At 63.2% G+C, this 23,762-nt stretch carries 13 protein-coding genes and 2 pseudogenes; 8 read left to right on the forward strand and 7 right to left on the reverse strand.

Going from position 1 to position 23,762, the window contains the following annotated elements:
- Positions 1-9 precede the first annotated feature (9 nt).
- Both J3P96_RS15230 and J3P96_RS15235 read right to left on the reverse strand, forming a co-directional pair.
- Entirely contained in the window at positions 10-1,431 is a 1,422-nt protein-coding gene (locus J3P96_RS15230; protein ID WP_434652048.1) for an aldehyde dehydrogenase family protein, read from the reverse strand.
- Positions 1,432-1,516: 85 nt separating this feature from the next.
- Positions 1,517-2,965 carry an APC family permease gene (locus J3P96_RS15235; protein ID WP_434568737.1) on the reverse strand — a complete coding sequence of 483 codons (1,449 nt, stop codon included), beginning with the start codon at positions 2,963-2,965 and terminating at the stop codon, positions 1,517-1,519.
- 497 nt (positions 2,966-3,462) lie between these two features.
- On the opposite strand from J3P96_RS15235, the pseudogene J3P96_RS15240 reads away from it, so the two are divergent.
- From J3P96_RS15240 to J3P96_RS15255, 4 genes and pseudogenes are all read left to right on the forward strand, one after another.
- Positions 3,463-4,608 (forward strand): annotated as a pseudogene (locus J3P96_RS15240) (PDC sensor domain-containing protein); the annotation flags it as partial.
- A 309-nt stretch (positions 4,609-4,917) separates the two neighbouring features.
- Positions 4,918-5,514, forward strand: a pseudogene (locus J3P96_RS15245) (methyl-accepting chemotaxis protein); the annotation flags it as partial.
- 94 nt (positions 5,515-5,608) lie between these two features.
- Positions 5,609-6,775, forward strand: coding sequence for an efflux RND transporter periplasmic adaptor subunit (locus J3P96_RS15250; RefSeq protein ID WP_434652051.1), 1,167 nt, complete (start codon positions 5,609-5,611; stop codon positions 6,773-6,775).
- Positions 6,776-6,778: 3 nt separating this feature from the next.
- Complete coding sequence (locus tag J3P96_RS15255) at positions 6,779-9,874, forward strand: multidrug efflux RND transporter permease subunit (protein ID WP_434652053.1); 3,096 nt, start codon at positions 6,779-6,781, stop codon at positions 9,872-9,874.
- Between the two features lie 11 nt (positions 9,875-9,885).
- Here J3P96_RS15255 and J3P96_RS15260 read toward each other — a convergent pair whose 3' ends face one another.
- The 5 genes from J3P96_RS15260 to J3P96_RS15280 all read right to left on the reverse strand — a co-directional run bounded on the left by J3P96_RS15260 (position 9,886) and on the right by J3P96_RS15280 (position 15,212).
- Positions 9,886-10,788: a hypothetical protein gene (locus J3P96_RS15260; RefSeq protein ID WP_434652056.1), complete on the reverse strand. Its 903-nt coding sequence runs from the start codon at positions 10,786-10,788 to the stop codon at positions 9,886-9,888.
- A 185-nt stretch (positions 10,789-10,973) separates the two neighbouring features.
- Entirely contained in the window at positions 10,974-11,822 is an 849-nt protein-coding gene (locus J3P96_RS15265) for an ureidoglycolate lyase (protein ID WP_434652058.1), read from the reverse strand.
- Between the two features lie 25 nt (positions 11,823-11,847).
- Positions 11,848-12,588 carry an SDR family oxidoreductase gene (locus tag J3P96_RS15270; RefSeq protein WP_434652060.1) on the reverse strand — a complete coding sequence of 247 codons (741 nt, stop codon included), beginning with the start codon at positions 12,586-12,588 and terminating at the stop codon, positions 11,848-11,850.
- Positions 12,585-13,967: an MFS transporter gene (locus J3P96_RS15275; RefSeq protein WP_434652062.1), complete on the reverse strand. Its 1,383-nt coding sequence runs from the start codon at positions 13,965-13,967 to the stop codon at positions 12,585-12,587. Before J3P96_RS15275 ends, J3P96_RS15270 begins: the two co-directional genes overlap by 4 nt.
- Before the next feature lie 306 nt (positions 13,968-14,273).
- On the reverse strand, positions 14,274-15,212 hold the full coding sequence (locus tag J3P96_RS15280; protein ID WP_305495087.1) for a LysR family transcriptional regulator: 939 nt from the start codon (positions 15,210-15,212) through the stop codon (positions 14,274-14,276).
- A 113-nt stretch (positions 15,213-15,325) separates the two neighbouring features.
- On the opposite strand from J3P96_RS15280, the gene J3P96_RS15285 reads away from it, so the two are divergent.
- The 4 genes from J3P96_RS15285 to J3P96_RS15300 all read left to right on the forward strand — a co-directional run bounded on the left by J3P96_RS15285 (position 15,326) and on the right by J3P96_RS15300 (position 23,748).
- Positions 15,326-16,507: a fumarylacetoacetate hydrolase family protein gene (locus tag J3P96_RS15285; RefSeq protein WP_434652065.1), complete on the forward strand. Its 1,182-nt coding sequence runs from the start codon at positions 15,326-15,328 to the stop codon at positions 16,505-16,507.
- A gap of 46 nt (positions 16,508-16,553) precedes the next feature.
- Positions 16,554-18,338, forward strand: a complete 1,785-nt coding sequence (locus J3P96_RS15290; protein ID WP_434652068.1) for an IlvD/Edd family dehydratase — start codon at positions 16,554-16,556, stop codon at positions 18,336-18,338.
- Positions 18,339-18,529: 191 nt separating this feature from the next.
- Positions 18,530-23,332 (forward strand): RHS repeat-associated core domain-containing protein, encoded by a 4,803-nt coding sequence (locus J3P96_RS15295; RefSeq protein ID WP_434652071.1) that lies wholly within the window; start codon positions 18,530-18,532, stop codon positions 23,330-23,332.
- Positions 23,332-23,748 (forward strand): hypothetical protein, encoded by a 417-nt coding sequence (locus J3P96_RS15300; RefSeq protein ID WP_434652074.1) that lies wholly within the window; start codon positions 23,332-23,334, stop codon positions 23,746-23,748. Before J3P96_RS15295 ends, J3P96_RS15300 begins: the two co-directional genes overlap by 1 nt.
- Positions 23,749-23,762: the final 14 nt, after the last annotated feature.

Below are 23,762 nucleotides of genomic sequence, written 5' to 3' on the forward strand. Positions count from 1 at the left end.
TTGCAGTCCTCACTGTGTTTCACGCTTGCGTACGTACAGCAGTTGCTGGCCGGTGAATTCCAGCAACCCCTCAAGGCCGAACTCGACGCCGAACCCGGACATCTTGCTGCCGCCAAACGGCGTATTCGGCTGGATCTGCGCGTGGCAGTTGACCCAGGCCACGCCGCTTTCGAGGCGACTGGCCAGTGCTTGGGCCTGCTCGATATCGCTGCCCCAGACCGAGCCACCCAAGCCCATGTCGCCGGCATTGGCGCGGCGCAGGACATCCTCGACGTCCTGATAGGCGATCAATGGCAACACCGGGCCAAACTGTTCCTCGTCCACCAGGCGATGGCCATCGGTGACGTCGGCGACCAGGGTTGGCGGGTAGAAGAAGCCCGGCCGGTCCAGTCGCGCGCCGCCACACAGCACCCGCCCGCCATGGCCACGGGCGTCGGCTACCAGCGCCTCCACCAGCGCCAATTGTTCAGCGTTCTGCACCGGGCCGAAGGTCACCTCGGGCTCCAGGCCATCGCCCACTACCTGGCGCGCCGCAATGCCCGTCAACGCATCGGCAAAGGCCTCGTATTGGGATTGATGGACGTACAGACGCTTGAGGGCGGCGCAGGTCTGGCCCATGTTGAGGAAGGCCGCCTGGAAAATATCCTCGGCCACCGCCTCGACCGGCGTGCCGGGCAGCACGATCGCAGCATCGTTGCCGCCCAGCTCCAGGGTCAGGCGCTTGAGGTTGGCGGCGGCACCGCGCATCACACTCTGGCCGGTGGCGGTCGAGCCGGTGAAGACAATCTTCTGGATGCCGGCGTGAGAGGTAATCGCGCGGCCAAAACCTTGTTCACCGGTCACCACATTGATCACGCCATGAGGCACATGACCGGCGATGATTTCCACCAGGCGCAGGGTGCTCAAGGGTGTCAGGCTTGAAGGCTTGCTGACCACGCAGTTGCCGGCCCGCAGCGCCGGCATGATGTGCCAGACGGCGATCATGAACGGCCAGTTCCACGGTGTGATCGAGGCCACCACGCCCAAGGGTTTGCGATGCAGCTCGATGCGCTGGGTCGGGGTCTCCTCCACCAGTTCGACGGGAATCTGCTGCTCGGCGGCATAGCGGGTCCAGGCCGCCGCGCCCATCACTTCGGAGAACGCCAGCGCCAGCGGCTTGCCCTGCTCCAGGACGATGAGCCGGGCCAATGCGTCGGCCTCCTGCTCGATATCATCGGCGATATCCAGCAAACGTCGGCGGCGGTCTTCGTGGCTGCTGTGTCGCCATTCGATAAAGGCCGACTGGGCCGCTTCGACAGCAAGGTCCAACTGGGCCAGGGAACCGGCCGGGCAACGGGCGAACGCAGTACCGGTGGCCGGATTGAGCACATCGAAGTGGCCATTTTCACCGTTGACCGGGAGCCCATTGATGAGCATTTTATAATCGTGCATGGAACCTTCCTTTCACGCACTGCCGGACCGTGCGGAACGGCAGCGAACGGGTTTTCTGGGTGACTGGCGTTGCCGGGTTGGCGCCCTAGAGCTTGTGGCTACCCAGTGCGCTGTATCGCTCGGGCGCGACCTTGCGCAGTCGGGCGGCGAGGAACACGCCGACGATCAGCGCGATGGGAATGACGGCGCACAGGCCGTAGGACAAGAGCTGGCTGGCGCCGGTCAGCACATCGAAATGCAGCACGGCAAGGACTAGCACCGCGAGTAACGCCAGGCATGAAAAGCCGGGAAGGATCCGACCGCGCCACAGCCCGAGTTTCAGTTCCGGGTGTTTGCGGAAATAGACCAGCACCGCAGCCGAAGTGAGCGCCATGAGCAGGATGACGCAGAGGGTGGCCAGGTTGGAGAACCAGGCGAACAGTTGCAGGATCGGGTCGGCGTCCAGCGCGGCGAAAATCAGCACCACCACCGCGGCAATCAGGCTTTGCAGGACCGAGCCCATGTGTGGGCTCTGGTGTACGCGATGGGTCGTCCCCAACCGGCTATGCAGCAGCCCGTCCCGGCCGATGGCGTAGAAGTAACGCGCCGCGGCATTGTGGAACGCCAGCAGCCCGGCGTAGATGCTGACCATGAACAGCACGCGGATGACCTGGGTCAGCTGCGGGCCGACAAAATGATCGGACAGGCCATAGATGAACGTGGTCGGATCCTGCAGCGCCTGCAGGGTGGGGACGATCTTGTCGGCCCCGACGCCGATGACCATGGCCCAGACCGACAGCGCATAAAAACCACCGATCAACAGCACCGACGCGTAGGTGGCAATGGGAATCGTGCGCTGCGGGTTCCTCGCCTCCTCCCCATAGATGGTCGTGGCCTCGAAGCCGATGAAGGCGGCAAAACAGAACAACAGGCCGATCGAAGGCGTGCCGCTGAATACGTGGCTGCGGTCAAACGAATCGAGGTTGATGCCACTGTCGCCACCGGACTTGAGCATGGCGAAGTCCAGCGTCAGGATCGCCAGGTATTCGGCGATGACCACTACCGACAACACACGGGCCGAAAGGTCGATCTTGCGATAGCCGAGAATCGCAACGCTCGCCATCGCCAGCAGCGAATATGCCCACCACGGCAATTCCAGGCCGAACATGCTGGCCATCGTGCCACTGACCACACCGCCGAACATCCCGTACAGGCCGACCTGGAGAATGTTGTAGGCAAACATCGCCAACACGCCTGCCGCCCCGCCCGCCAACCCACCGAGGCCACGGGAGGTAAAGGCGTAGAAGCCGCCCGCATTGGTCATGTGCCGGGACATCGCGGTGTATCCCGCCGAAAAAGCCAGCAACACCAACAACGCCAGAAGCAGCAGCGCGGGCGTACCGGCGCCGTTGCCGAGCATGATGCCGATGGGAAAGCCACCGGCGATCACGCTCAGGGGGCTCGCCGCCGAAATCACAAAGAAGATGATGAAGCCGACACCCAGGGCGCCGCGCTTCAACTCCGTCGAGCTATTGATCGGGAAAGATACGCTCATTGTTCTTGACCTTATTGTATGAGGCAGTGTTGCGGGATCGGGACGGCCAACGGCGCCGTTCGCCAAAAGCTTATTGTTCTGGTTGTACGCTGGAACCGATGCTATGCCCTCGCCAGAACCCTGCGCTATCCCAAAACGGCAGCATCCGAAGCGACGCCCCAAAACTGCTCAGCCTGTTTGGTCCGGGGACATGGTGGACCTGTGGCGAGGGGATTTATCCCCGTTGGGCTGCGAAGCAGCCCTCAAGCAGTGAAATCAATCTTCCTGGCACACAGAGCGGCCTGGTTTGGGGCCGCTTCGCAGCCCAGCGGGGATAACTCCCCTCACTACAAATTCAGCGTGCTCTTGAGTGACGCGTATTGGCCCGATGACGACGCACAACGGCTGCCGATTCGGGATAACCGCCCGACGTTTCCTGCCGCAAGATAGTCTGGCCCGCCGTTCGAACGCTGTTGGGCCCAAAACAATAAAAATCCCTAAGCGCAGGAAACCTCAGCATGTTCTTCGCTCGTCTCTCTATCCAATGGCGGATCACGCTGTTGAGTGGCCTGTGCCTGCTCGCCGTGGTCGGGGCGTTGACCGCTGCCTCGCTGTACCAGAACCAGCAAGGCGCGACGCTGCTGAAGCAGCAAAGCAGCCAGCTGCTAGGGCAATCGGCCTTGGAAGGCCTGCGGGCACAGGCCCTGGCACACGGTCAGCGGGTGGAGCGTTTTTTCAGCGAAACAGCGATTGATGGCGAAGGCTTTGCCCAACAAGTGCTTCAGCTGCGCACCCAGGCATTGCACGGGCGACTGACTCCAGGGCAATTGCGCCAGGACCTGATCGCCGCAACGCGCCAGGCCCTTGCGAATCGCGAAAAAGTCCTCGGTTTCTACGTGGTGCTGCTTCCCGACGCGCTGGCCGGTCCAGACGCCGGTTTCGCCGGGCAGCGCGACCTGGCCGGCAACGAAAACGGCCGCTTTGCCCTGTACTGGTCGCAAAGCCAACCCGGCCATCTGGTGCAAGAAGTGCTCAGCGAAGCCCAGATCAGCGCCAACACCGCGCCGCCGGGCAGCGAGCCGGCAAACGCCTGGTACATCTGCCCGCAGACCCAGGGGCGCACATGCGTGACAGAGCCCTACGCGATCGAAGTCGAAGGCCGCAAGACCCTGATGAGCAGCATTTCCATACCGCTGCTGGACGAGGGCAAAGTCATCGGTATCGTCGGCATGGACATCAGCCTGGATACCCTTCAGCAACTCGCCGCCAGCCTTGCCGATGACTTGTACCCCGGCCACAGCGAGATCAGTATTCTCTCCCCCTCCGGGCAGATTGCCGGCCACAGCGGCGCCGTGGCGGGCGCTTCGGTCGATGTGCAGCAAACGGTGCAAACCGCTCCGGCCAACAATCCCTGGCAGTTGCAGATACGCGTGCCGGAAGCACTGGTGCAGGCGCCCGCCTTGCACATGCAGGCGCAACTGGACGACAAGCAGCGCCAGTCCAACGGGTTCAACCTCAGCCTCGGGTTGCTCTGCGCCGGACTGGGCCTGTTGCTTGTCTGGCTCAGCGCATACGGCGTGACCCGGCCACTGCTGAGGGTGGCGCATATGCTCGATGCGATTGTCGAAGGCGACGGTGACCTCACCCAGCGGCTGCCGAACACGCGGCACGATGAACTGGGTCGATTGGCCGACGGCTTCAATCGCTTTCTCGACAAACTGCAACCGATCATCCGGGATATCCAGCAAGCCTCCCTCGACACCCGGGAGACCGCCGACACCTCGGCGCGGGTTGCCCGCGAAGTCAGCGCGGGCATGCAGCAGCAATACCGGGAGGTGGAGCTGGCGGCGACGGCTTTGCACGAAATGAGCGCCAGCGCCCAGGAAGTTGCCCGCCATTCCCACCAGGCCGCCGATGCCGCAACGGTGGCCGAAAATGCCAGTCGATCGGGGCAGGAGATGTTCGCCAGTGCCGTCAACAGCATCGATGCCCTGGACCAGCGCCTGGAGGCAACGCTTGGGCAGGTCAGAGTACTGGCGGACAACAGCCAGCAGATCAGCCAGGTGCTCGACGTCATCTGTGCAATTGCCCAGCAAACCAACCTGCTGGCCTTGAATGCCGCTATCGAAGCGGCCCGCGCCGGCGAACAGGGGCGCGGCTTCGCGGTGGTGGCTGACGAAGTCCGGCATCTGGCGAGCAACACGCAGAACTCGGTCGAGCAGATACGCACGGTGATCGAAGCGTTGCAGCAACTGAGCCAGGACGTGGTGCACAGCACCCAGTCGAGCCGCGAGCTGGCCAGGGGCAGCGTGGTCCAGGTCGAGCAGACCCACGGGGCATTGCAACGTATCACCCGGGCCGTGGAAGTGATCGAACAGATGAACCAGCAGATCGCCAGCGCAGCCCTGGAGCAAAGCTCGGTGGTGGAAGACATCAGCCATCGGGTGAGCGGCATTCGCGGCATCAGCGAAACCTTGAGCGGCCAGATGCACGAAGCCTCCGAGGCCAGCCACTCGCTGCATGCCATGGCCAACCATCAACAGCAGTTGGTGGAGCACTTTCGGATCTAGCGCGGTTACACAATTTCACATAGCGCCTACAAAGCTTCACCCCTGACCTTGGCTCCGGTCCCTACCATGGGCGGTTCAATATTGGGGAAGCACCATGTCCAAGATTCCTTTCGTCACACTGGGCCTGTTGGTCGGGGCGTTGCTGAGCGGCTGTGACAGCGCCTCGACCCCGGAAGAATCCGCGCCGCTGGCAAGCGTGCGTATCGAGACCGTCCAGGCCGGGCCACTGTCGATCAGCAACGAACTGAGTGGCCGTATCGCCGCGCCACGGGTGGCCGAGGTCCGTGCACGGGTAGCCGGCGTGGTCTTGCAGCGAGTGTTTCGAGAAGGCCGCGACGTCAAGCAGGGCGACGTGTTGTTTCGCATCGACCCGGCGCCGTTCAAGGCCGACCTGGACAGCGCCGAGGCGACGTTGCGCAAGGCCGAGGCCAATGCGTTCCAGGCCCGGTTGCAGGCGCAGCGTTATGCCCAGTTGATCGATGACCAGGCGATCAGCGGCCAGGAATATGACAATGCCCGGGCCGCCGTGCGCCAGACCGCAGCCGACGTCGCCGCCAACAAGGCCGCCGTTGAACGGGCGAAGCTGAACCTGGGCTACGCCACGGTGACCGCACCGATTTCCGGGCGCATCGGCCGGGCCCTGGTGACGGAAGGCGCGCTGGTGGGGCAGAACGAAAGCACGCCACTGGCGCTGATCCAGCAGTTGGACCCGATCCACGCCGACCTCACCCAATCGACCCGCGAACTCAATGAGCTGCGTCGGGCGTTTCGTGCGGGGCAGCTGCAAGCCGTCGGCCAGGGCCAGGCCAAGGCCACCTTGATCCAGGACGACGGCAGCCCTTATCCGCTGCCGGGCAAGTTGCTGTTCACCGACCTCAGCGTCGACCCGAGCACCGGCCAGATCACCCTGCGTAGCGAGTTTCCCAACCCCGACCTCGATCTGCTGCCCGGCAGCTTCATTCGCGTGCGCCTGGAACAGGCGGTCAACCGCCAGGGCATCACCGTGCCGCAACGGGCGATCCTGCGCGACAGCGCCGGCGTCGCGCAGGTGCTGCTGCTGGACGCCGAGCAGAAGGTCAGCCAGCAACCGGTGCAACTGGGCGCGGCGCAGAGCGATCGCTGGATCGTCACGCAGGGCTTGAAACCGGGCGATCGCATCGTCGTCGAAGGCCTGCAGCATGCCCGCCCCGGTGAACAGGTCCGAGTCGACGACGCCCCTCTCCCCCTCGCCCAGGTTCCCGGGCCACAGGCAGGACACTAAGCCATGCCGCATTTTTTCATCGACCGCCCCGTCTTCGCCTGGGTCGTCGCGCTGTTCATCCTGCTAGCCGGGATCCTGGCCATTCCGCAACTGCCGGTGGCGCAGTACCCGGTCGTGGCTCCGCCGCAAATCGAGATCTACGCGGTGTACCCGGGCGCTTCGGCGCAGACGGTGGACGAAAGCGTGGTCAGCCTGATCGAGGAGGAGCTCAACGGCGCCGACAACCTGTTGTATTTCGAATCCCAGAGCAGTCTCGGCAGCGCGACGATTACCGCGACCTTTCAACCGGGGACGAACCCGGAACTGGCCCAGGTCGACGTGCAGAACCGCCTCAAGGCCGTGGAGTCGCGCCTGCCGCAGGCGGTTACCCAGCAGGGCTTGCAGGTGGATAAGGTTTCCGCCGGCTTCCTGCTGCTGATCACCCTCACCTCCAGCGACGGCAAGCTCGACGACGTGGCGCTCAGCGATTACCTGGCGCGCAACGTGATGAACGAGATCAAGCGCCTCGACGGTGTCGGCAAGGCCCAGCTGTACGGTGCCGAGCGGGCCATGCGGATCTGGATCGACCCGCAGAAGTTGCTGGGTTTCAACCTGACCCCGGCCGACGTCAACGCTGCCATCGTGGCGCAGAACGCCCAAGTCTCGGCCGGCAGCCTCGGCGACCTGCCGAGCCGCAGCACCCAGGAAATCACCGCGACCATCGTCGTCAAGGGCCAGCTCTCGACCCCGCAAGAATTTGCCGACATTGTGCTCAAGGCCAACCCCGACGGTTCCACGGTGCGCATCGCGGATATCGCACGGGTGGAAATCGGCAGCCAGGAATATCAGTTCTCCACGCGCCTGAACGGCAAACCCTCCACCGCCGTGGCCGTGCAGCTGTCGCCGGGCGCCAACGCGCTGAACACCGCCACCCTGGTGCGCGCGAAAATGGACGAGCTGTCGCGCTACTTTCCGGCCGGCGTGGAGTACAAGATTCCCTACGACACGTCGCCGTTCGTCAAGGTCTCGATCACCAAGGTGGTCTATACCCTCGGCGAGGCGATGTTGCTGGTGTTCGCGGTGATGTTCCTGTTCCTGCAGAACATCCGCTACACGCTGATCCCCACCCTCGTCGTGCCGGTGGCGCTGATGGGCACCTTCGCGACCATGCTCGCGCTGGGGTTCTCGATCAACGTACTGACCATGTTCGGCATGGTGCTGGCCATCGGCATCCTGGTGGACGATGCCATCGTGGTGGTGGAAAACGTCGAGCGGATCATGGCCGAGGAAGGCCTGTCGCCCAAGGAAGCGACGCGCAAGGCCATGGGCCAGATCACCGGGGCGATCATCGGCATCACCCTGGTGCTGGTGGCGGTGTTCATTCCGATGGCGTTCATGCAGGGTTCGGTGGGCGTGATCTACCAGCAGTTCTCGCTGTCGATGGCGACGTCGATCCTGTTCTCGGCCTTTCTCGCGCTGACCTTGACCCCGGCGCTTTGCGCGACCTTGCTCAAACCGATCACCCAAGGCGATCACCACGCAAAGGGCGGTTTCTTTGGTTGGTTCAACCGTGGCTTCGACCGGTTCGGCAACCGCTATCAGGGTTGGGTCGCCTACGCGATGAAACGCAGCGGCCGCTACCTGCTGATCTATGGCGTGCTGCTGGTGGGCATGGGCCTGTTGTTCAGCCGCCTGCCCTCCTCGTTCCTGCCGGTGGAAGACCAGGGCTATACCATCACCGACATCCAACTGCCGCCGGGCGCCAGCAAGAATCGTACGGTGCAGGTGGTGGAGCAGATCGAGGCGCACAATGCCGGCGAGCCTGGGGTCGGCGACAGCACGGTCATCCTCGGCTTCAGCTTCTCCGGCAGCGGGCAGAATGCGGCCCTGGCATTTACCACGCTGAAAGACTGGTCGCAGCGCGGTGGCGACGATTCGGCGGCGTCCATCGCCGATCGCGCCAACCAGGCCTTCGGTGGAATCAAGGACGCCATGGTGTTTTCCGTGCTGCCACCGCCGGTGGACGGTCTCGGCACCTCCAGCGGTTTCGAGTTCCGCTTGCAGGACCGCGGCGGCCTCGGCCACGCCACGCTGATGCAGGCCCGCAGCGATCTGCTCGCCGCCGCGGATAAAAGCCCGGTGCTGATGAATGTGCGCGAAAGCGCCCTGGCGGAAGCGCCGCAGGTGCAACTGGAAGTGGATCGGAAACAGGCGAATGCCTTGGGCATCTCCTTTGCCGACGTCGGCAGTGTGTTGTCCACGGCGGTGGGCTCAGCCTACATCAATGACTTCCCGAACCAGGGCCGCATGCAACGGGTGGTGGTCCAGGCCGAGGGTGACCAGCGCAGCCAGGTCGAGGACCTGCTGAAGATTCACGTACGCAACAGCAGCGGGAAGATGGTGCCGTTGTCGGCGTTTGTCCAGGCGCGCTGGACCCAGGGGCCGGCACAGTTGACTCGCTACAACGGTTATCCGGCGGTGAGTATTTCCGGAGAACCGGCGCCGGGCTACAGCACCGGGCAAGCCATGGCCGAGATCGAACGGCTGGTGGCCCAGGGGCCCAAGAGCATGGGCCAGGAATGGGCCGGCCTGTCCTTGCAGGAGCGCTTGTCCGGCAGCCAGGCACCGATCCTGCTGGGCCTGTCGCTGCTGGTGGTGTTCCTGTGCCTGGCGGCACTGTACGAGAGCTGGTCGATTCCGACCTCGGTGTTGCTGGTGGTACCGCTGGGCGTGCTCGGCGCCGTAATGGCGGTGTCGTTGCGTGGCATGCCCAACGATGTGTTCTTCAAGATCGGCCTGATCACCATCATCGGCCTGTCAGCGAAGAACGCCATCCTGATCATCGAATTCGCCAAAAGCCTCTACGACGATGGCCATGACCTGCTCGACGCCACGCTCCAGGCCGCGCGCCTGCGCCTGCGGCCAATCATCATGACCTCGCTGGCGTTCATCCTCGGCGTGGTCCCGTTGGCGATCGCCACCGGGGCCAGCTCGGCGAGCCAGCAGGCGATTGGTACCGGCGTGATCGGCGGGATGATCAGCGCCACGCTGGCGGTGGTGTTTGTCCCGGTGTTTTTCGTGGTGGTGATGAAGCGGGTCGCGCGCAGCAAAACGCGTTGAGGCTGGCGACGCTAATTGCCCTGTGGCACAGCCTGGCTCTCAACGCTGGCCAGGGCTTTGTCCGCCAGGCGTCGTACCCAACCGGCATCATCAGCATTGACCACCGCATAACGGTCCGGCGGGAAAAACATCCAGTGATGGGCAATCTGCGCGAGTCGCTTGATCTCATCGGCAGACATCCAGTAAGACGTCTGCGTCATTGGCAAAGGCGCACCGTCGAAACGCCGGCCAAGCGCCAACTGGGTGCCGGGAGCGAAGGCAATCGCCAGTTGCTGCCGGGGTTGCATCTGCTTCTCCGGCGCGGGCAGCTGCCCTACCCGTCGGTAGCAGAAATCGCCGGGAAATTCCTCCTTGAGCACCAGCCAATGGCCGGCCGTGGTCATCGCCAGGATCCACTGCGACACGCCGGAGCTTTGCACCCGCTCCAGCTTGTCGTTTTTCCATAACATCAGGCTGCTGCAATCGGGATCAAAGTCGTTGGCCCACAGACTGATGGCCGAGATCAGCGTATGACGCTCAAGCTCGACCAGCCCTTGATCGGGCATCGATTGCCAATAGTGCTTGGTCGGGTCGCGCGAATCGCGCAGGTAATTGGACAGTATCCACGCCGCCACGAAAAGCAGCGTCGCCAGCGCCAGCCAGCCCAAGGAGTCGCCGACGATCCGATCAACGTCCAGGTCCGGGGCGAACAACTTCTGGCTCAGGCCCAGGCCCGCCAGGAACACCACGCCCGGCAGCACCGGGCCCATGCTCAATGGCGGCAGCAGTACGACCAACCAACTGAAGTCATGCATGGACGCACGGTCCCGCGCCCAGGCCAGCTCCTGCGCAAGCATCGGTGCCTGCTCACGCGGCCCGATGGCTGGATCAGGGGTCTGGAAGCGGAAGAACTGCGTGTGGGCGTCGTCGCGCATGGAGGCGTCATTTCTCTTGAAACGGTCGCGCATCTTCGGCGATTTTTGATTGCGCGAACAGTCTCTCCAGAGTTCCCGTTCCTGTGTGGCTGAACCCGCGTCTTCGCGAGCAGGCTCGCTCCCACAGGGAGGCGGAGATTCTCTGGGAGCGAGCCTGGTCGCGAAGACGGCGGTAAAGCCAGTGATCAGTCCGCCTGCACCGTCACCTGACGCTGTTCACCCAAACCTTGAATGCCCAGGCGCATGGTCTGGCCCGGGCGCAGGAACACCGGGTTGGGCTTGATGCCCAGGCCGACACCCGGTGGCGTCCCGGTCGAAATCACGTCGCCGGGCTGCAGGCTCATGCACCGGCTCAGGTAGGCAATCAGTTGCGGCACGCTGAAGATCAGCGTCCGGGTATTGCCGTTCTGATAACGATGTCCGTCGACTTCCAGCCACAGATCAAGCGCGTGGGGATCGGCGATTTCGTCCTTCGTTACCAGCCAGGGTCCAAGCGGGCCGAAGGTGTCGAAGCCTTTGCCCTTGTCCCAGGTGCCGCCGCGTTCGAGTTGCCACTCGCGTTCCGACACATCGTTGATGACGCAATAACCGGCGACATGCTCCATGGCGTTCGCTTCGTCGATGTAGCGCCCGCCCTTGCCAATGACCACGCCGAGTTCGACTTCCCAATCGGTCTTGAGCGAGCCACGGGGAATCTGGACATCATCGTTCGGTCCGCAGATGGCGCTGGTCCATTTGTTGAAGATGATCGGTTCTTTCGGCACCTCCATGTTCGATTCGGCGGCATGGTCGGCGTAGTTCAGGCCGATGCAGATGAACTTGCCGACCTGCCCGACGCACGCGCCGATCCGCGGCTGGCCGCCCACGACCGGCAGGCTGCGCGGGTCGATGGCGGCGAGTCTTGCCAGGCTTTCAGGAGCCAGGGCTTGCCCGGCGATGTCTGGCACGTGGCCCGACAGGTCACGGATCTGCTTGTCATCATCCAGCAGCCCGGGCTTTTCCGAACCTTTTTCGCCGTAACGCAACAGTTTCATGAAGTGCTCCTGCTCAAGTGTAAATTCAGAGGCTCATGCCACCGTCAATGACGTGCACCGTCCCGGTGGTGTAGGCAGATGCGTCGCTGCCCAGGTACAGCGCCAGTTGCGCGACCTCCTCGGTGTTGCCGATGCGCCCCATGGGCTGGCGGTCGAGAAACTGCCGGTAGACCTGTTCCTCCTCGACCCCCTGCTGCGCCGCCTGGTCGGCAATGCGCTGGCGCAGCGAAGGCGAGTCGACGGTGCCCGGGCATATCGCATTGCAACGGATACCCTGGCTGACGAAGTCGATGGCGACGGACTTGGTCAGCCCCACTACCGCCGCCTTGCTGGCAGCATAGGCGAAACGATTGGGCACGCCCTTGATACTGGACGCTACCGACGACATGTTGATGATCGACCCGCCGCCACGCGCCAGCATACCCGGCAGAAACGCGCGGATCATGCGGTACATGGCGCTGACATTGAGGTCCATCGAGCGCGCCCAGGCGGCTTCGTCGCAATCGAGAATGGTGCCGCTGTGCACGTAGCCGGCGCAGTTGAAAAGCACGTCCAACCCGCCAATCCGCTCGCGGGCAGCGTCGATGGCGCTGGCCGAGGTGACATCCAGGTGCATCGGCGTGACCCCCTCGATGCCCGCCAGCGCGCGAATATCGATGTCACTGGCGAACACCTCGGCGCCGGCCCGGGCGAAGGCCACGGCGCTGGCCAGGCCGATGCCCTGTCCCGCCGCCGTCACCAGCACCCGCTTGCCTTGCAGGTTCATGCGGTCTCCAGTTGCGCGGCCGTGGGCGCGGTCTTGGGCGTCCTGCCGAGCATCGAGGCGGGGATGGCCAGGATCAACCCGCCGCTGACCAACAGGCACAGCGCCAGGACGTACGTACCGTTGTTAATGTTACCCGTCAGGGTTTCCGCCACGGCCGTGATCATCGAACCGGTGAAGCCCGACAGGTTGCCGATCGCGTTGATCATGCCGATCCCGGCTGCGGCGGCAACGCCCGACAGCACAGTGCCCGGCAAGGTCCAGAAAATCGGCATCAGGCTGAGGATCCCCGAGGCGGAGACGCTGAGGAACAGCACCGACAACACCAGGTTATCGGCGAAAAACGCGCTGAGGATCAGCCCGGCGCCACCAATGAATGCCGGGATGGCTGCGTGCAGGCGCCGTTCGCCGGTGCGGTTGGAGTGCCGCGCATTGAGCAGCATCGCCACGATTGCCACCGAGTAGGGAATGGCGGTGAGCAAACCGATGTGCAGGCTGTTGGTGATGCCGGTGCTCTTGATGATCGACGGCATCCAGAAGGCCAGGCCGTAGAAACCGGTGTTGAAGGTCAGCAGGATCAGCACCAGCAACCAGACGCGAGGGTTGAAGAACACTTCGCTCAGGCGCGAAGCCTTGCCCTGGTTGTCGGTTTGCAGGTTGGCCTTGAGCAAGGCCTTTTCCGCTGCCGACAGCCACTTGGCCTTGTCGATGTTATCGGCCAGGCAGACGATCACCACGAAGGCCATGATGATCGAAGGGATGCCCTCGATGATCAGCATCCACTGCCAGCCGGACATGCCTTGCACGCCTTGCATGCTGTTCATCAGCCACCCGGACAGGATCCCGCCCAGTGTCAGGCTGACCGGCAACGCCAGCAGGAACCCGGACATCACCCGGCTCTGCCGGTGGGTCGGGAACCAGTAGTTGAGGTAGAGGATCACGCCGGGGAAAAAGCCTGCTTCACAGATGCCCAACAGGAAGCGCAGCACATAAAACATCGTGCTCGACTCGACGTGGAAGAACGCTGCCAGCGGCACCGTGTAGGCCACGGCCATGGAGATCACCGCCCAACTGAGCATGATCCGGGCGATCCAGAACCGCGCGCCCAGACGATGCAGCAACAGGTTGCTGGGGACCTCGAACAGGAAATAGCCCCAGAAAAACATACTGGCGCCCAAGGCGTACACGGTGTTGCTGAATTGCAACTCGGCGAGCATGTCGAGCTTGGCGAAGCCGATATTGACCCGATCAAGGTATGCCGCCATGTAGCACAACAGCAGCACTGGCAGGATCCGCCAGATCACCTTGCGGTAGGTCCGGTCTTCGAAATCCAGTTCGCCGGCTTGCGCCTGGGCAGGCAACGGCTCGGAGATGGTTTGCATGAGGTAACCCCTGATTGTTGTTATTGGGTCACGTCGGATGAGCGGCTCATCCGGCGATTGAACGAGGACTCTACTGTCGCGGATCGATTCTTTCCCAATGGCATTTTTGGATTAGTTGATAACCAGTTGTTATCGGAATCCGAGGGGCTACTGCGTAGCCCAGCGGGAGCAAGCTCCCTCGCCACGGGGTTTGGTGCTGGCTGGACCCATGTCTTCGCGAGCAGGCTCGCTCCCACCGGGGTTGTGATTTACCTCAGTAGAAAATCCACTGTGGGAGCGAGCCTGCTCGCGAAGGCGGCGGCACTGTCAACCACTCTGGCGGGCGTTGTCCTTGAGGATCTCGGCAAACTCCAGCGCCGCGCCCACCAGCGGCTCGTCCTTTCGCGTGAGGATGCCGTAATCCTGCGGCACCAGGTGCAACGGGGTATCGAGGGTCTTGAGCTGGCCGCTTTCCAGCAGCGGATCAACCATCGCATTGGGCAACATGCCGATCATCGGGCCGCGTTTCAGCACCTGGAGGAAGGTCTGCATGGAAATCGTATCGATGGTGTTGCGCGGCATCCGCACGCCCGCTTCGGCGAACGCCAGTTCCATGCGGGCGCGGATCGGCGTGCCGACCGGGTAGAGAATCCATGGCAGGTCTACCAGTTGCTGCAGCGATATCGGCCCGGCGTCTGCCAGCGGATGCCGGTCGTTGACGACGATGCAGAACGGTTCCGGAGCCAGGGGCTGGAAGTCGTAGCGCTGCTGCTGACTCTGCTCGGTAAACCGCGCCACGGCCAGGTCGAGCTTCTTCTCCTCCAGCATCTTCATCAGGTGATTGCTGGTCTGCTCTACCACCTCGATGGACAACAACGGCCAGCGCTGCTTGATCTGCAGGATCGCCTCGGGCAGGGCCACCGCCGTCGCGGCAAAGATCCCGCCGACCTTGAGATAACCATGGCCGCCCTCCCGCAGGCTGCTGATCTGCTCGACGAACGAGCGCGCGTCATTCAAAGCGATCTGTGCGTAGCGCAGCACATGCTCGCCCAGCGCGGTGGGCGGCATGCTGCGCGGACGCCGCTCGAACAGGGCGAAGCCGAGCAGGCTCTCGATTTCCTTGAGCATCTTGCTCACCGCCGGCTGGCTGAGGTTCATCTGTTCGGCCGCCAAGTGCATGTTGCAGGTGCGGCCCAAGGTATCGATCAGCAGCAGATGGCGGAATTTCAGCCAGCCGCAGAAGCTGGAAAAGGACAGATCGGACATGGGCAACCCTCACGATGCAATAACCGGACGTTATCAGATACTGAATATATCTCATTGGAGTTCATCACCTACGCGCCCTAGCTTGAAAGCTTTACGAACCAGGAAGACTGCCCATGTCGCTGATGCTTACCCCCGAGAACACGCTGCCGGTCGATGGCCTGGCCGGCACCCTGATTGGTCGTGCCTGGGTCCCTGGGCGGATCGCCGGGCCTTCGCCAATCGTGCTGCGCAGCGACGGAGTGTTCGACCTGTCGGAGCGTTTCGCGACCTTGAGCGATTTGCTGGAAACGCCCGCGCCGCTGACAGCGGTCAGGCAAACGCCGGGCACGTTCATCGCCAGCGTCGACGCGCTGCTGGCCAACACCGGCATGCATGCGGACCCGGCCAGGCCCTTCCTGCTGCCGCCCTTGGACTTGCAAGTGATCAAGGCCGCCGGCGTAACCTTCGCCGCGAGCATGATCGAGCGGGTGATCGAGGAGCAGGCTGGCGGTGACGCGGCCCGGGCCGAAGCCGTGCGCGCGACGGTGCACAGCGTTATTGGCGACAACCTGCGCTCGATCGTCCCGGGCTCCGAGCAAGCCATGCGCCTCAAGGCCTTCCTTATCGAACAGGGCATGTGGTCGCAATACCTGGAGGTCGGCATCGGGCCGGACGCGGAAATCTTCACCAAGGCGCCGGTGCTGGCCGCCGTCGGCAGCGGCAGCCAGATCGGCATCCATCCGGCCTCGCAATGGAACAACCCGGAACCGGAAGTGGTGCTGGCGGTGAACAGCCGCGGCCAGATCCACGGCGCCACCCTGGGCAACGACGTCAACCTGCGGGACATCGAAGGCCGCAGCGCGTTGTTGCTGAGCAAGGCCAAGGACAACAATGCCTCGTGCGCCATCGGGCCGTTCATTCGGCTGTTCGATGAACACTTCAGCCTGGACGACGTGCGGGCCTGCGAGGTCGATCTCCAGGTACACGGCGAAGACGGTTACCGCCTGCACGGCTGCAGCTCCATGAGTCAGATCAGCCGCGACCCGCAGGACCTCGCAGGCCAGACACTCAACGCCAACCACCAATACCCGGATGGCTTCCTGCTGTTTCTCGGTACCCTGTTCGCCCCCACCGAGGATCGCGACCACGCCGGCAGCGGTTTCACCCACAAACTGGGCGACCGGGTCAGTATCAGCAGCCCGTTGCTCGGCAGTTTGCATAATCAGGTGACTCACAGCTGCGAGGCCGCGCCCTGGACCTTCGGCGTCGGCGCCTTGCTGCGTAATCTCGCCGCGCGGGGGCTGCTCGATCGCTGAGCCCGACAGATCGTCGATTCATCCAATTACAAGAGAGAAATGAATCATGAGTGACACGCCAAAACGCCGCCTGCGCAGCGAGCAGTGGTTCAACGACCCGGCTCACGCGGACATGACCGCCCTGTATGTCGAGCGCTACATGAACTACGGGATGACCCGCGAAGAGCTGCAATCGGGCCGGCCGATCATCGGCATCGCCCAGACCGGCAGCGACCTGACACCCTGCAATCGTCATCACCTGGAGCTGGCGCAACGGGTCAAGGCCGGCATCCGCGATGCTGGCGGCATCCCGATGGAATTCCCGGTGCACCCGATCGCCGAACAGTCGCGCCGGCCCACTGCTGCCCTGGATCGCAACCTGGCCTACCTGGGCCTGGTGGAAATCCTCCATGGCTACCCGTTGGACGGCGTGGTGCTCACCACCGGCTGCGACAAGACCACCCCGGCCTGCCTGATGGCGGCGGCGACCACCGACCTGCCGGCCATCGTGCTTTCCGGCGGGCCGATGCTCGACGGCCATCACAAGGGCGAACTGATCGGCTCCGGCACCGTGCTCTGGCACGCACGCAACCTGATGGCCGCCGGCGAAATCGACTACGAAGGCTTCATGGAAATGACCACGGCGGCATCGCCTTCGGTGGGCCACTGCAACACCATGGGCACCGCGCTGTCGATGAACGCCCTGGCCGAAGCCCTGGGCATGTCGCTGCCCGGTTGCGCGAGCATTCCGGCGCCCTATCGCGAGCGCGGGCAGATGGCCTACGCCACCGGCAAGCGCATCTGCGAACTGGTGCGCCAGGACGTGCGCCCATCCCGGATCATGACTCGGGAGGCGTTCGAGAACGCCATCGCCGTCGCCTCGGCACTCGGCGCATCGAGCAACTGCCCGCCGCACCTGATTGCCATCGCCCGGCACATGGGCGTCGAGCTGAGCCTGGACGACTGGCAGCGGATTGGCGAAGACGTGCCGCTGCTGGTCAACTGCATGCCGGCCGGCAAGTACCTCGGCGAAGGCTTCCACCGCGCCGGTGGCGTGCCGGCAGTCATGCATGAACTGCAAAAGGCCGGACGCCTGCACGAAGACTGCGCCACGGTCAGCGGCAAATCGATTGGCGAAATCGTCAGCAGCAGCCTGACCAGCAACGCCGATGTCATCTACCCGTTTGATACCCCGCTCAAGCATCGCGCTGGATTCATCGTGCTCAGCGGCAATTTTTTCGACAGCGCGATCATGAAGATGTCGGTGGTCGGGGAGGCGTTTCGCAAGACCTACCTGTCCGAGCCCGGCGCTGAAAACAGCTTCGAAGCCCGGGCGATCGTGTTCGAAGGGCCGGAGGATTACCACGCGCGGATCGACGACCCGGCGCTGGACATCGACGAGCGCTGCATCCTGGTCATTCGCGGCGTTGGCACCGTGGGTTATCCCGGCAGCGCCGAGGTGGTGAACATGGCGCCGCCCGCAGCGCTGATCAAACGCGGTATCGACTCCCTGCCCTGCCTGGGCGACGGCCGCCAGAGCGGCACCTCGGCGAGCCCGTCGATCCTCAACATGTCCCCTGAAGCGGCGGTGGGCGGCGGCCTGGCGCTGCTGCAAACCAACGACCGGCTGCAAGTGGACCTGAACACCCGCACCGTCAACCTTCTGGTCGACGAGGCCGAAATGGAACGGCGCCGTCGCGAATGGACACCGAACATCCCGCCCTCGCAAACGCCCTGGCAGGAACTCTATCGGCAACTGGTCGGGCAGCTGTCCACCGGCGGCTGCCTGGAGCCGGCCACGTTGCATTTGCGGGTAATCGCCCGCGGTGGCGAGCCGCGGCATTCTCATTGACTCAGTTAGCCCGGTCGTGAGTGGCCGGGCGTTTGAGAGCACTTAAAGAAGCCTCCTACATCACCCGTCTCCTTGTCTGACTTATTTTCCTAGCCTTCCTCGGCAAAGTCTCGCGCACCCCGATTTTTCGCGAGACGCCTGCCCATGTTCGACCGATTTTTCCTGCCGGCCCTTGATCAGGCCGCTTCCTGATGGATCAGGTGCGCCGCATCGAGGCGGAACTCGACAGTTTCAAAGACAGCCTTTCCCTCTACCGCGGACAACTCGACCGCTGGTACGCCCGTGCGGCGGACCGGGCCAGCCAGGCGGCCGACTTGCCTTCGCTGATGGGCATGGAACGGGTGCTTCTTTTTGGTGGCAGCGCCACGACGGTCAGCAGCCGCGACAGTGATTTCCACTCGACCGTGGCCCGGTGCCCCAAGGGTGGGGTCCTGACGATCGAGAGCAAGCTCGAATCGGTGTACGACATTCCGCTCGGCGACATCGTGGTGGATGTAGTGTCGGTGGACAGCGGCGAGGTCACCCCCGTCCAGCTGAATGCCCAGGGCGTCGGGACCTTCAAAGGCGAAGCGGGTCGCTACTACCGGGTTCACGTTCAAAGCGAAGTCACCCCCAGGCAGATCGAGGACCTGTTTTCTTCCTACAACGGCCTGACTGTTGATCTGACGGACTGGCTGCGTAGCGAATGGCAGGTTTTCAAGCCGCAATGGGCGCAGCAATCGTCGACGACGTCGGCGGCCGCGGTGGGCAATGGCCTGCTCGCCGGCGGTTGGGCGGCCATCGAGGGCGTGTGGGACAGCATCAGCTTGCTCTCGGAGATCCTCAAGGACCCGAGCCGGTTTGGCGATCAATTGGGCAGCGGTGCGGCGGACCTGATCGAACTTGCCCAGTCGTCCCCTCAGATCATGGCCAAGCTGCAGTTGCTCGCCAGCGACGAAGCGGCGCTGTGCCTGCTGGTGCGCACCGCGAGTCTCTGGCTGGACATGCTGCCGCCCAGCGAAGTGGCCGGCGGCACGGCCAAAGCGTTGTCCATGGTAGCCGTGCAGTTGGTGATCGACCTGCTGATCGGCGTGGTCCTGACCTTTGCCGGGGCGGGCGCCGGGATTGCCTACCTGTCGCTGCGCCTGGTCCGCCACAGCGCCCGGCTACTTGACGCAATGACGCGTTTCATTCGGGCGATCTTCGCCGTGGTGAACGGGTTCATGGCCTACGTGGACCGCTACAAAACCGTGGCGGCGCGAGGCATCGCCGCCAGCGTGAAAAAAGGCCGGATGCAATTGCGCTGGGACGCGCAGCGCAACACCACGCTGAAGAAAGACGAACCCCACGACGACGCCCCCACCCCCTCGAAAAACCCCAACGGCGACCCCGCCGACAGCGCCGCCCAGACCCGCACCGACGGCTGCCCGGTGTCGATGGTCACCGGCGAAGAACTGCTGACCCTGGAGGACGGCACCCTCGACGGGCGCTTGCCCTTCGTCTTCACCCGTCTCTATCGTACCAGCGCCGCCGAGCTGGACATCGGCCTCGGCCGTGGCTGGAGCCATGGCCTGGCCCATCGCCTGGTGATCGAAGGCGAACAAGTGACCTGGATCGACCAGGAAAACCGCCGCACCAGCTTTCCTCGCCCCAGCCTGCAACGCCCGGCGATCCACAACAGCCTGGCCCGCGCGGCGATCTACCTGAGCCGCGAGCCGGACGAACTGATCATCTCCCAGCCCGGCGAAGACGCCCCTTTCCTGCACTTTCGCGACGGGCATCTGACAGCGCTGAGCGATCGGTACGACAACCGCCTGACCGTCCAGCGCAACATCTACGGCGACATCAGCCGCCTGGACAACGGCGCCCGACGCGGCCTGCGGTTGCGCTACGAGCATCGCCACCTGGTCGCCATCGACTATCAGAGTTTTGACCCGAAACAGCATCCGGACGAAGCCTGGCGCACCGAACAGACGCTGGTGACCTACCGCTACGACGGCCGCTTCCGACTGATAGAGGCGACCAATGCCGCTGGCGAAAGCGAGCGCTACGACTACGACGACCAGCACGTCATCCTCCAGCGGCAACTGGCCGGCGGCGCAAGTTTCTACTGGGAATGGCAAGGCCTCGGCCCGGCGGCGCGCTGTGTGCGGCACTGGGCGTCGTTCGCGCAGATAGACAGCCGCTACGCCTGGGGCGAAGACGGCAGCGTCACGGTCCAGCATCAGGATGGCAGCCAGGAAGTGTACGTCCACGACGACCGGGCGCGGCTGGTGCGCCAGGTCAATCCCGCTGGTGGCGAACAGCTCAAGGCCTATGACGAGCAGGGCCGGCTGACCGCCGAGCAGGATCCGCTGGGCGCGGTCACCGAATACCGCTACGACGAAGCCGGACGGCTGGTGGCGCTGATTCCGCCTGAAGGCGAGCCGACGTCCTACGAATACCGCAACGGTTTCCTGCACGCCCGACAGCGCGGCAAAGCCGTGTGGACCTACCGGCGCAATGCCCAAGGCGATGTGGTCGAGGCCATCGACCCGGATCGTCACAGCACCCGGTACGCCTATGACGCCCAGGGGCAACTGCTCTCGATCCGCTATCCGGACGGCGGCACCCATCATTTTGTCCGCAATAGCCAGGGCCAGCTGACTGAAGAAACCCTGCCCGACGACAGCCAGCGGAGTTTTTCCTACGACACGTTGGGGCGGCTGCTGACCCGCAAGGACGAACATGGCGCGATTTCCCACTACCAGTGGGATGCCGTCGGCCGCTTGCTGGAAACCACCCTGCCCACCGGCGCCACCCGCGCCTGGAGCTACAACGCCTACGGCAAGGTCACCGCCGAACGCGACGAACTGGGGCGCATCACCCGCTACGAATACGCCGACGACCTGCACCTGATCAGCCGGCGGCTCAATCCCGATGGCAGCGAACTGAAGTATCGCTACGACTCGGCGCGGCTGTTACTCACCGAAATCGAGAACGAATCCGGCGAAAAATATCAGCTGGCCTACACGCCCAACGGATTGATCCGACAGGAAACCGGCTTCGACGGCCAGCGCACCGGCTACGCCTACGACCTCAACGGCCACCTGCTGGAGAAGACCGAGTTCGGTGCCGATGGCAGCCAGCGGCTCACCGCTTACCAGCGCGACAGCGCCGGCCGCCTGTTGCGCAAGATCTTGCCCGACGGCAAACCGGTCGAGTACCGCTACGACGCCCTCGGCCGGCTGGTCAGCGTCGACGACGGCCACTGGCCGCTGACCTACGAATACGACAACCAGGACCGCCTCGTCGCCGAACACCAGGGCTGGGCCACCCTGCACTATCGCTACGACGAGGCCGGCCGGCTGACCTACTGCCGCCTGCCCGACCGCAGCACCCTCAATTACCGCCATCTTTACGGCGGCGCGCTGCTGGCCATCGACCTCAACGGTCAGTGCCTGACCGAACACCGCTTCACCGGCACTCGTGAACGCCAGCGCCAGCAAGGCCTGCTGCTCAGCGACTACAGCTACGACGAACAGGGCCGCCTCAAGGCCCAGACCGTATGGCAGACCCAGCAGAAGCAATTGTTCTGGCGCGACTATTCCTACAGCGCCAACGGCAACCTCGCCACGCTGTCCGACACCCGAAACCGACGCGCCTACCACTACGACCCGCAAGATCGCCTGCTGCGCATCGACTACGCCCACAGCCAGCCCCCGGAGCACTTTTCCCACGACCCGGCCGGCAACCTGCTGCTGCACGACCGCCCCGGCCCGACCACGCTCAAGGGCAACCGCCTGCTGATGGAGGGCGACCGCCACTACGACTACGACGCCTACGGCAACCTGGTCCGCGAGCGCCGCGGCAAAGCCCAGTGCCTGGTCACCGAATACCGCTACGACAGCCAGCACCGCCTGATCGGCCTCACCAGCCCGGGCGGCAACGAAACGTCCTACCGCTACGACGCCTTCGGCCGACGCATCGAAAAGACCGTGGACGGCCAGACCACCGAATTCATCTGGCAAGGCGACCAGCTCATCGCCGAAAGCAGCGACCATCATTACCAAAGCTACGTCTACGAGCCCGGCACCTTCCGCCCCCTCGCCCTGCTCGAAGGCCAAGGCCCGAAAAACGCCACGCCGTTCTACTACCACAACGACCACCTCGGCACACCGCAGGAGCTGACCAGCCACCAGGGAGAAATCGTCTGGGCGGCGCGCTACACCGGCTACGGCAAACTCACCAAACTCGCCCACGGCGCCGACAAACAACTGACCCAACCGCTGCGTTTCCAAGGCCAATACCACGACTTGGAAAGCGGCCTGCACTACAACCGGCATCGCTACTACAATCCGGACACGGGGCGGTATCTCACGCCTGACCCGAGCAAGCTAGCGGGTGGGTTGAATGGGTACCGGTACACCCTGAACCCGACGGGGTGGGTGGATCCGTTGGGGTTGGAAGGCTGTCCGGGCGACGGGTGTAAGAAGCCGGCGGCTGGCGAGCAGGATCCGGCAGCTAAGGTTGGGGTGGATGAGGGTGAGCCGGCGCTGCCGATGACGGCGGAGCAGCGTCGGGCGCGGATTGATGAATTAGGGGAGACGAACGCTAAGAGACGTGTTGTCGCTATGGAGAAAAAATACAGCATGCACACTGTTGAGAAGCACAGTGCGGAAATATCAGACGTTGCGCTGAAACAGCGGGCCATTAACGGTGCGAATCCACATACAGGAGAGGTTCCCAAAGGCGCTATTGGAAGCTTGAGCTCTCAGTTCAGCAACTGGCGAATTCATCTAAGTGCGCTAAACAAAGCCATGACACGGGAAAGGCTTGGGCTCGATCCATTTACTGGCATGGATCATAAAAAAGATAGAGTTGTCAGGCAAGAACTGCCGGGGGCTGGGCGTGGCTATAAGCCAAACAAAAAAGATAAAGAAAATCCTAAGCTGAGCGAAAATTTAAACTGGTTCGAAGTTAAATTTGACAAGAATGGCGTGCCGTACACTAGTTTTCCTGCGGAGAAGAAATAATGTTGAAACACCCATTTCTAAATGAAGAGTTTATCCCTGACCTAATGTGGTTTCTTGGGCAGTTTGACGTATATGATCGCGAAGAGACTCGCGGGGCAATGCTGGAAGCTTACAATCCAGACGACGACCAAGACAGACGAGAACTTATTGGTAAGTATGGTTTGGATCTGGACTGCTTGTCTTACAGGCATAAACATGTGCTGCTATCCTTCCTTAAGGAAAAGCTCAATGATCCGACTGTTGATTTTCAAAGCGTGTTTGATGTAGAGGAAGATTGCGCTGGTAGCTGGCCTCGTGGCGAGTGGTATAACTTGAAAAATCCAAAAGGTTTCTTCAAAGATATTTATCTGCTAGCAAAAGAAAAGTGGAAAGAAGATATCCAAAAAGCCGCCCTTGAAGACCCATCCGATTGGTAAAATTGTTTGGAGGA

This window comes from Pseudomonas sp. R3-56, from assembly GCF_051132075.1.
Taxonomy (GTDB): domain Bacteria; phylum Pseudomonadota; class Gammaproteobacteria; order Pseudomonadales; family Pseudomonadaceae; genus Aquipseudomonas.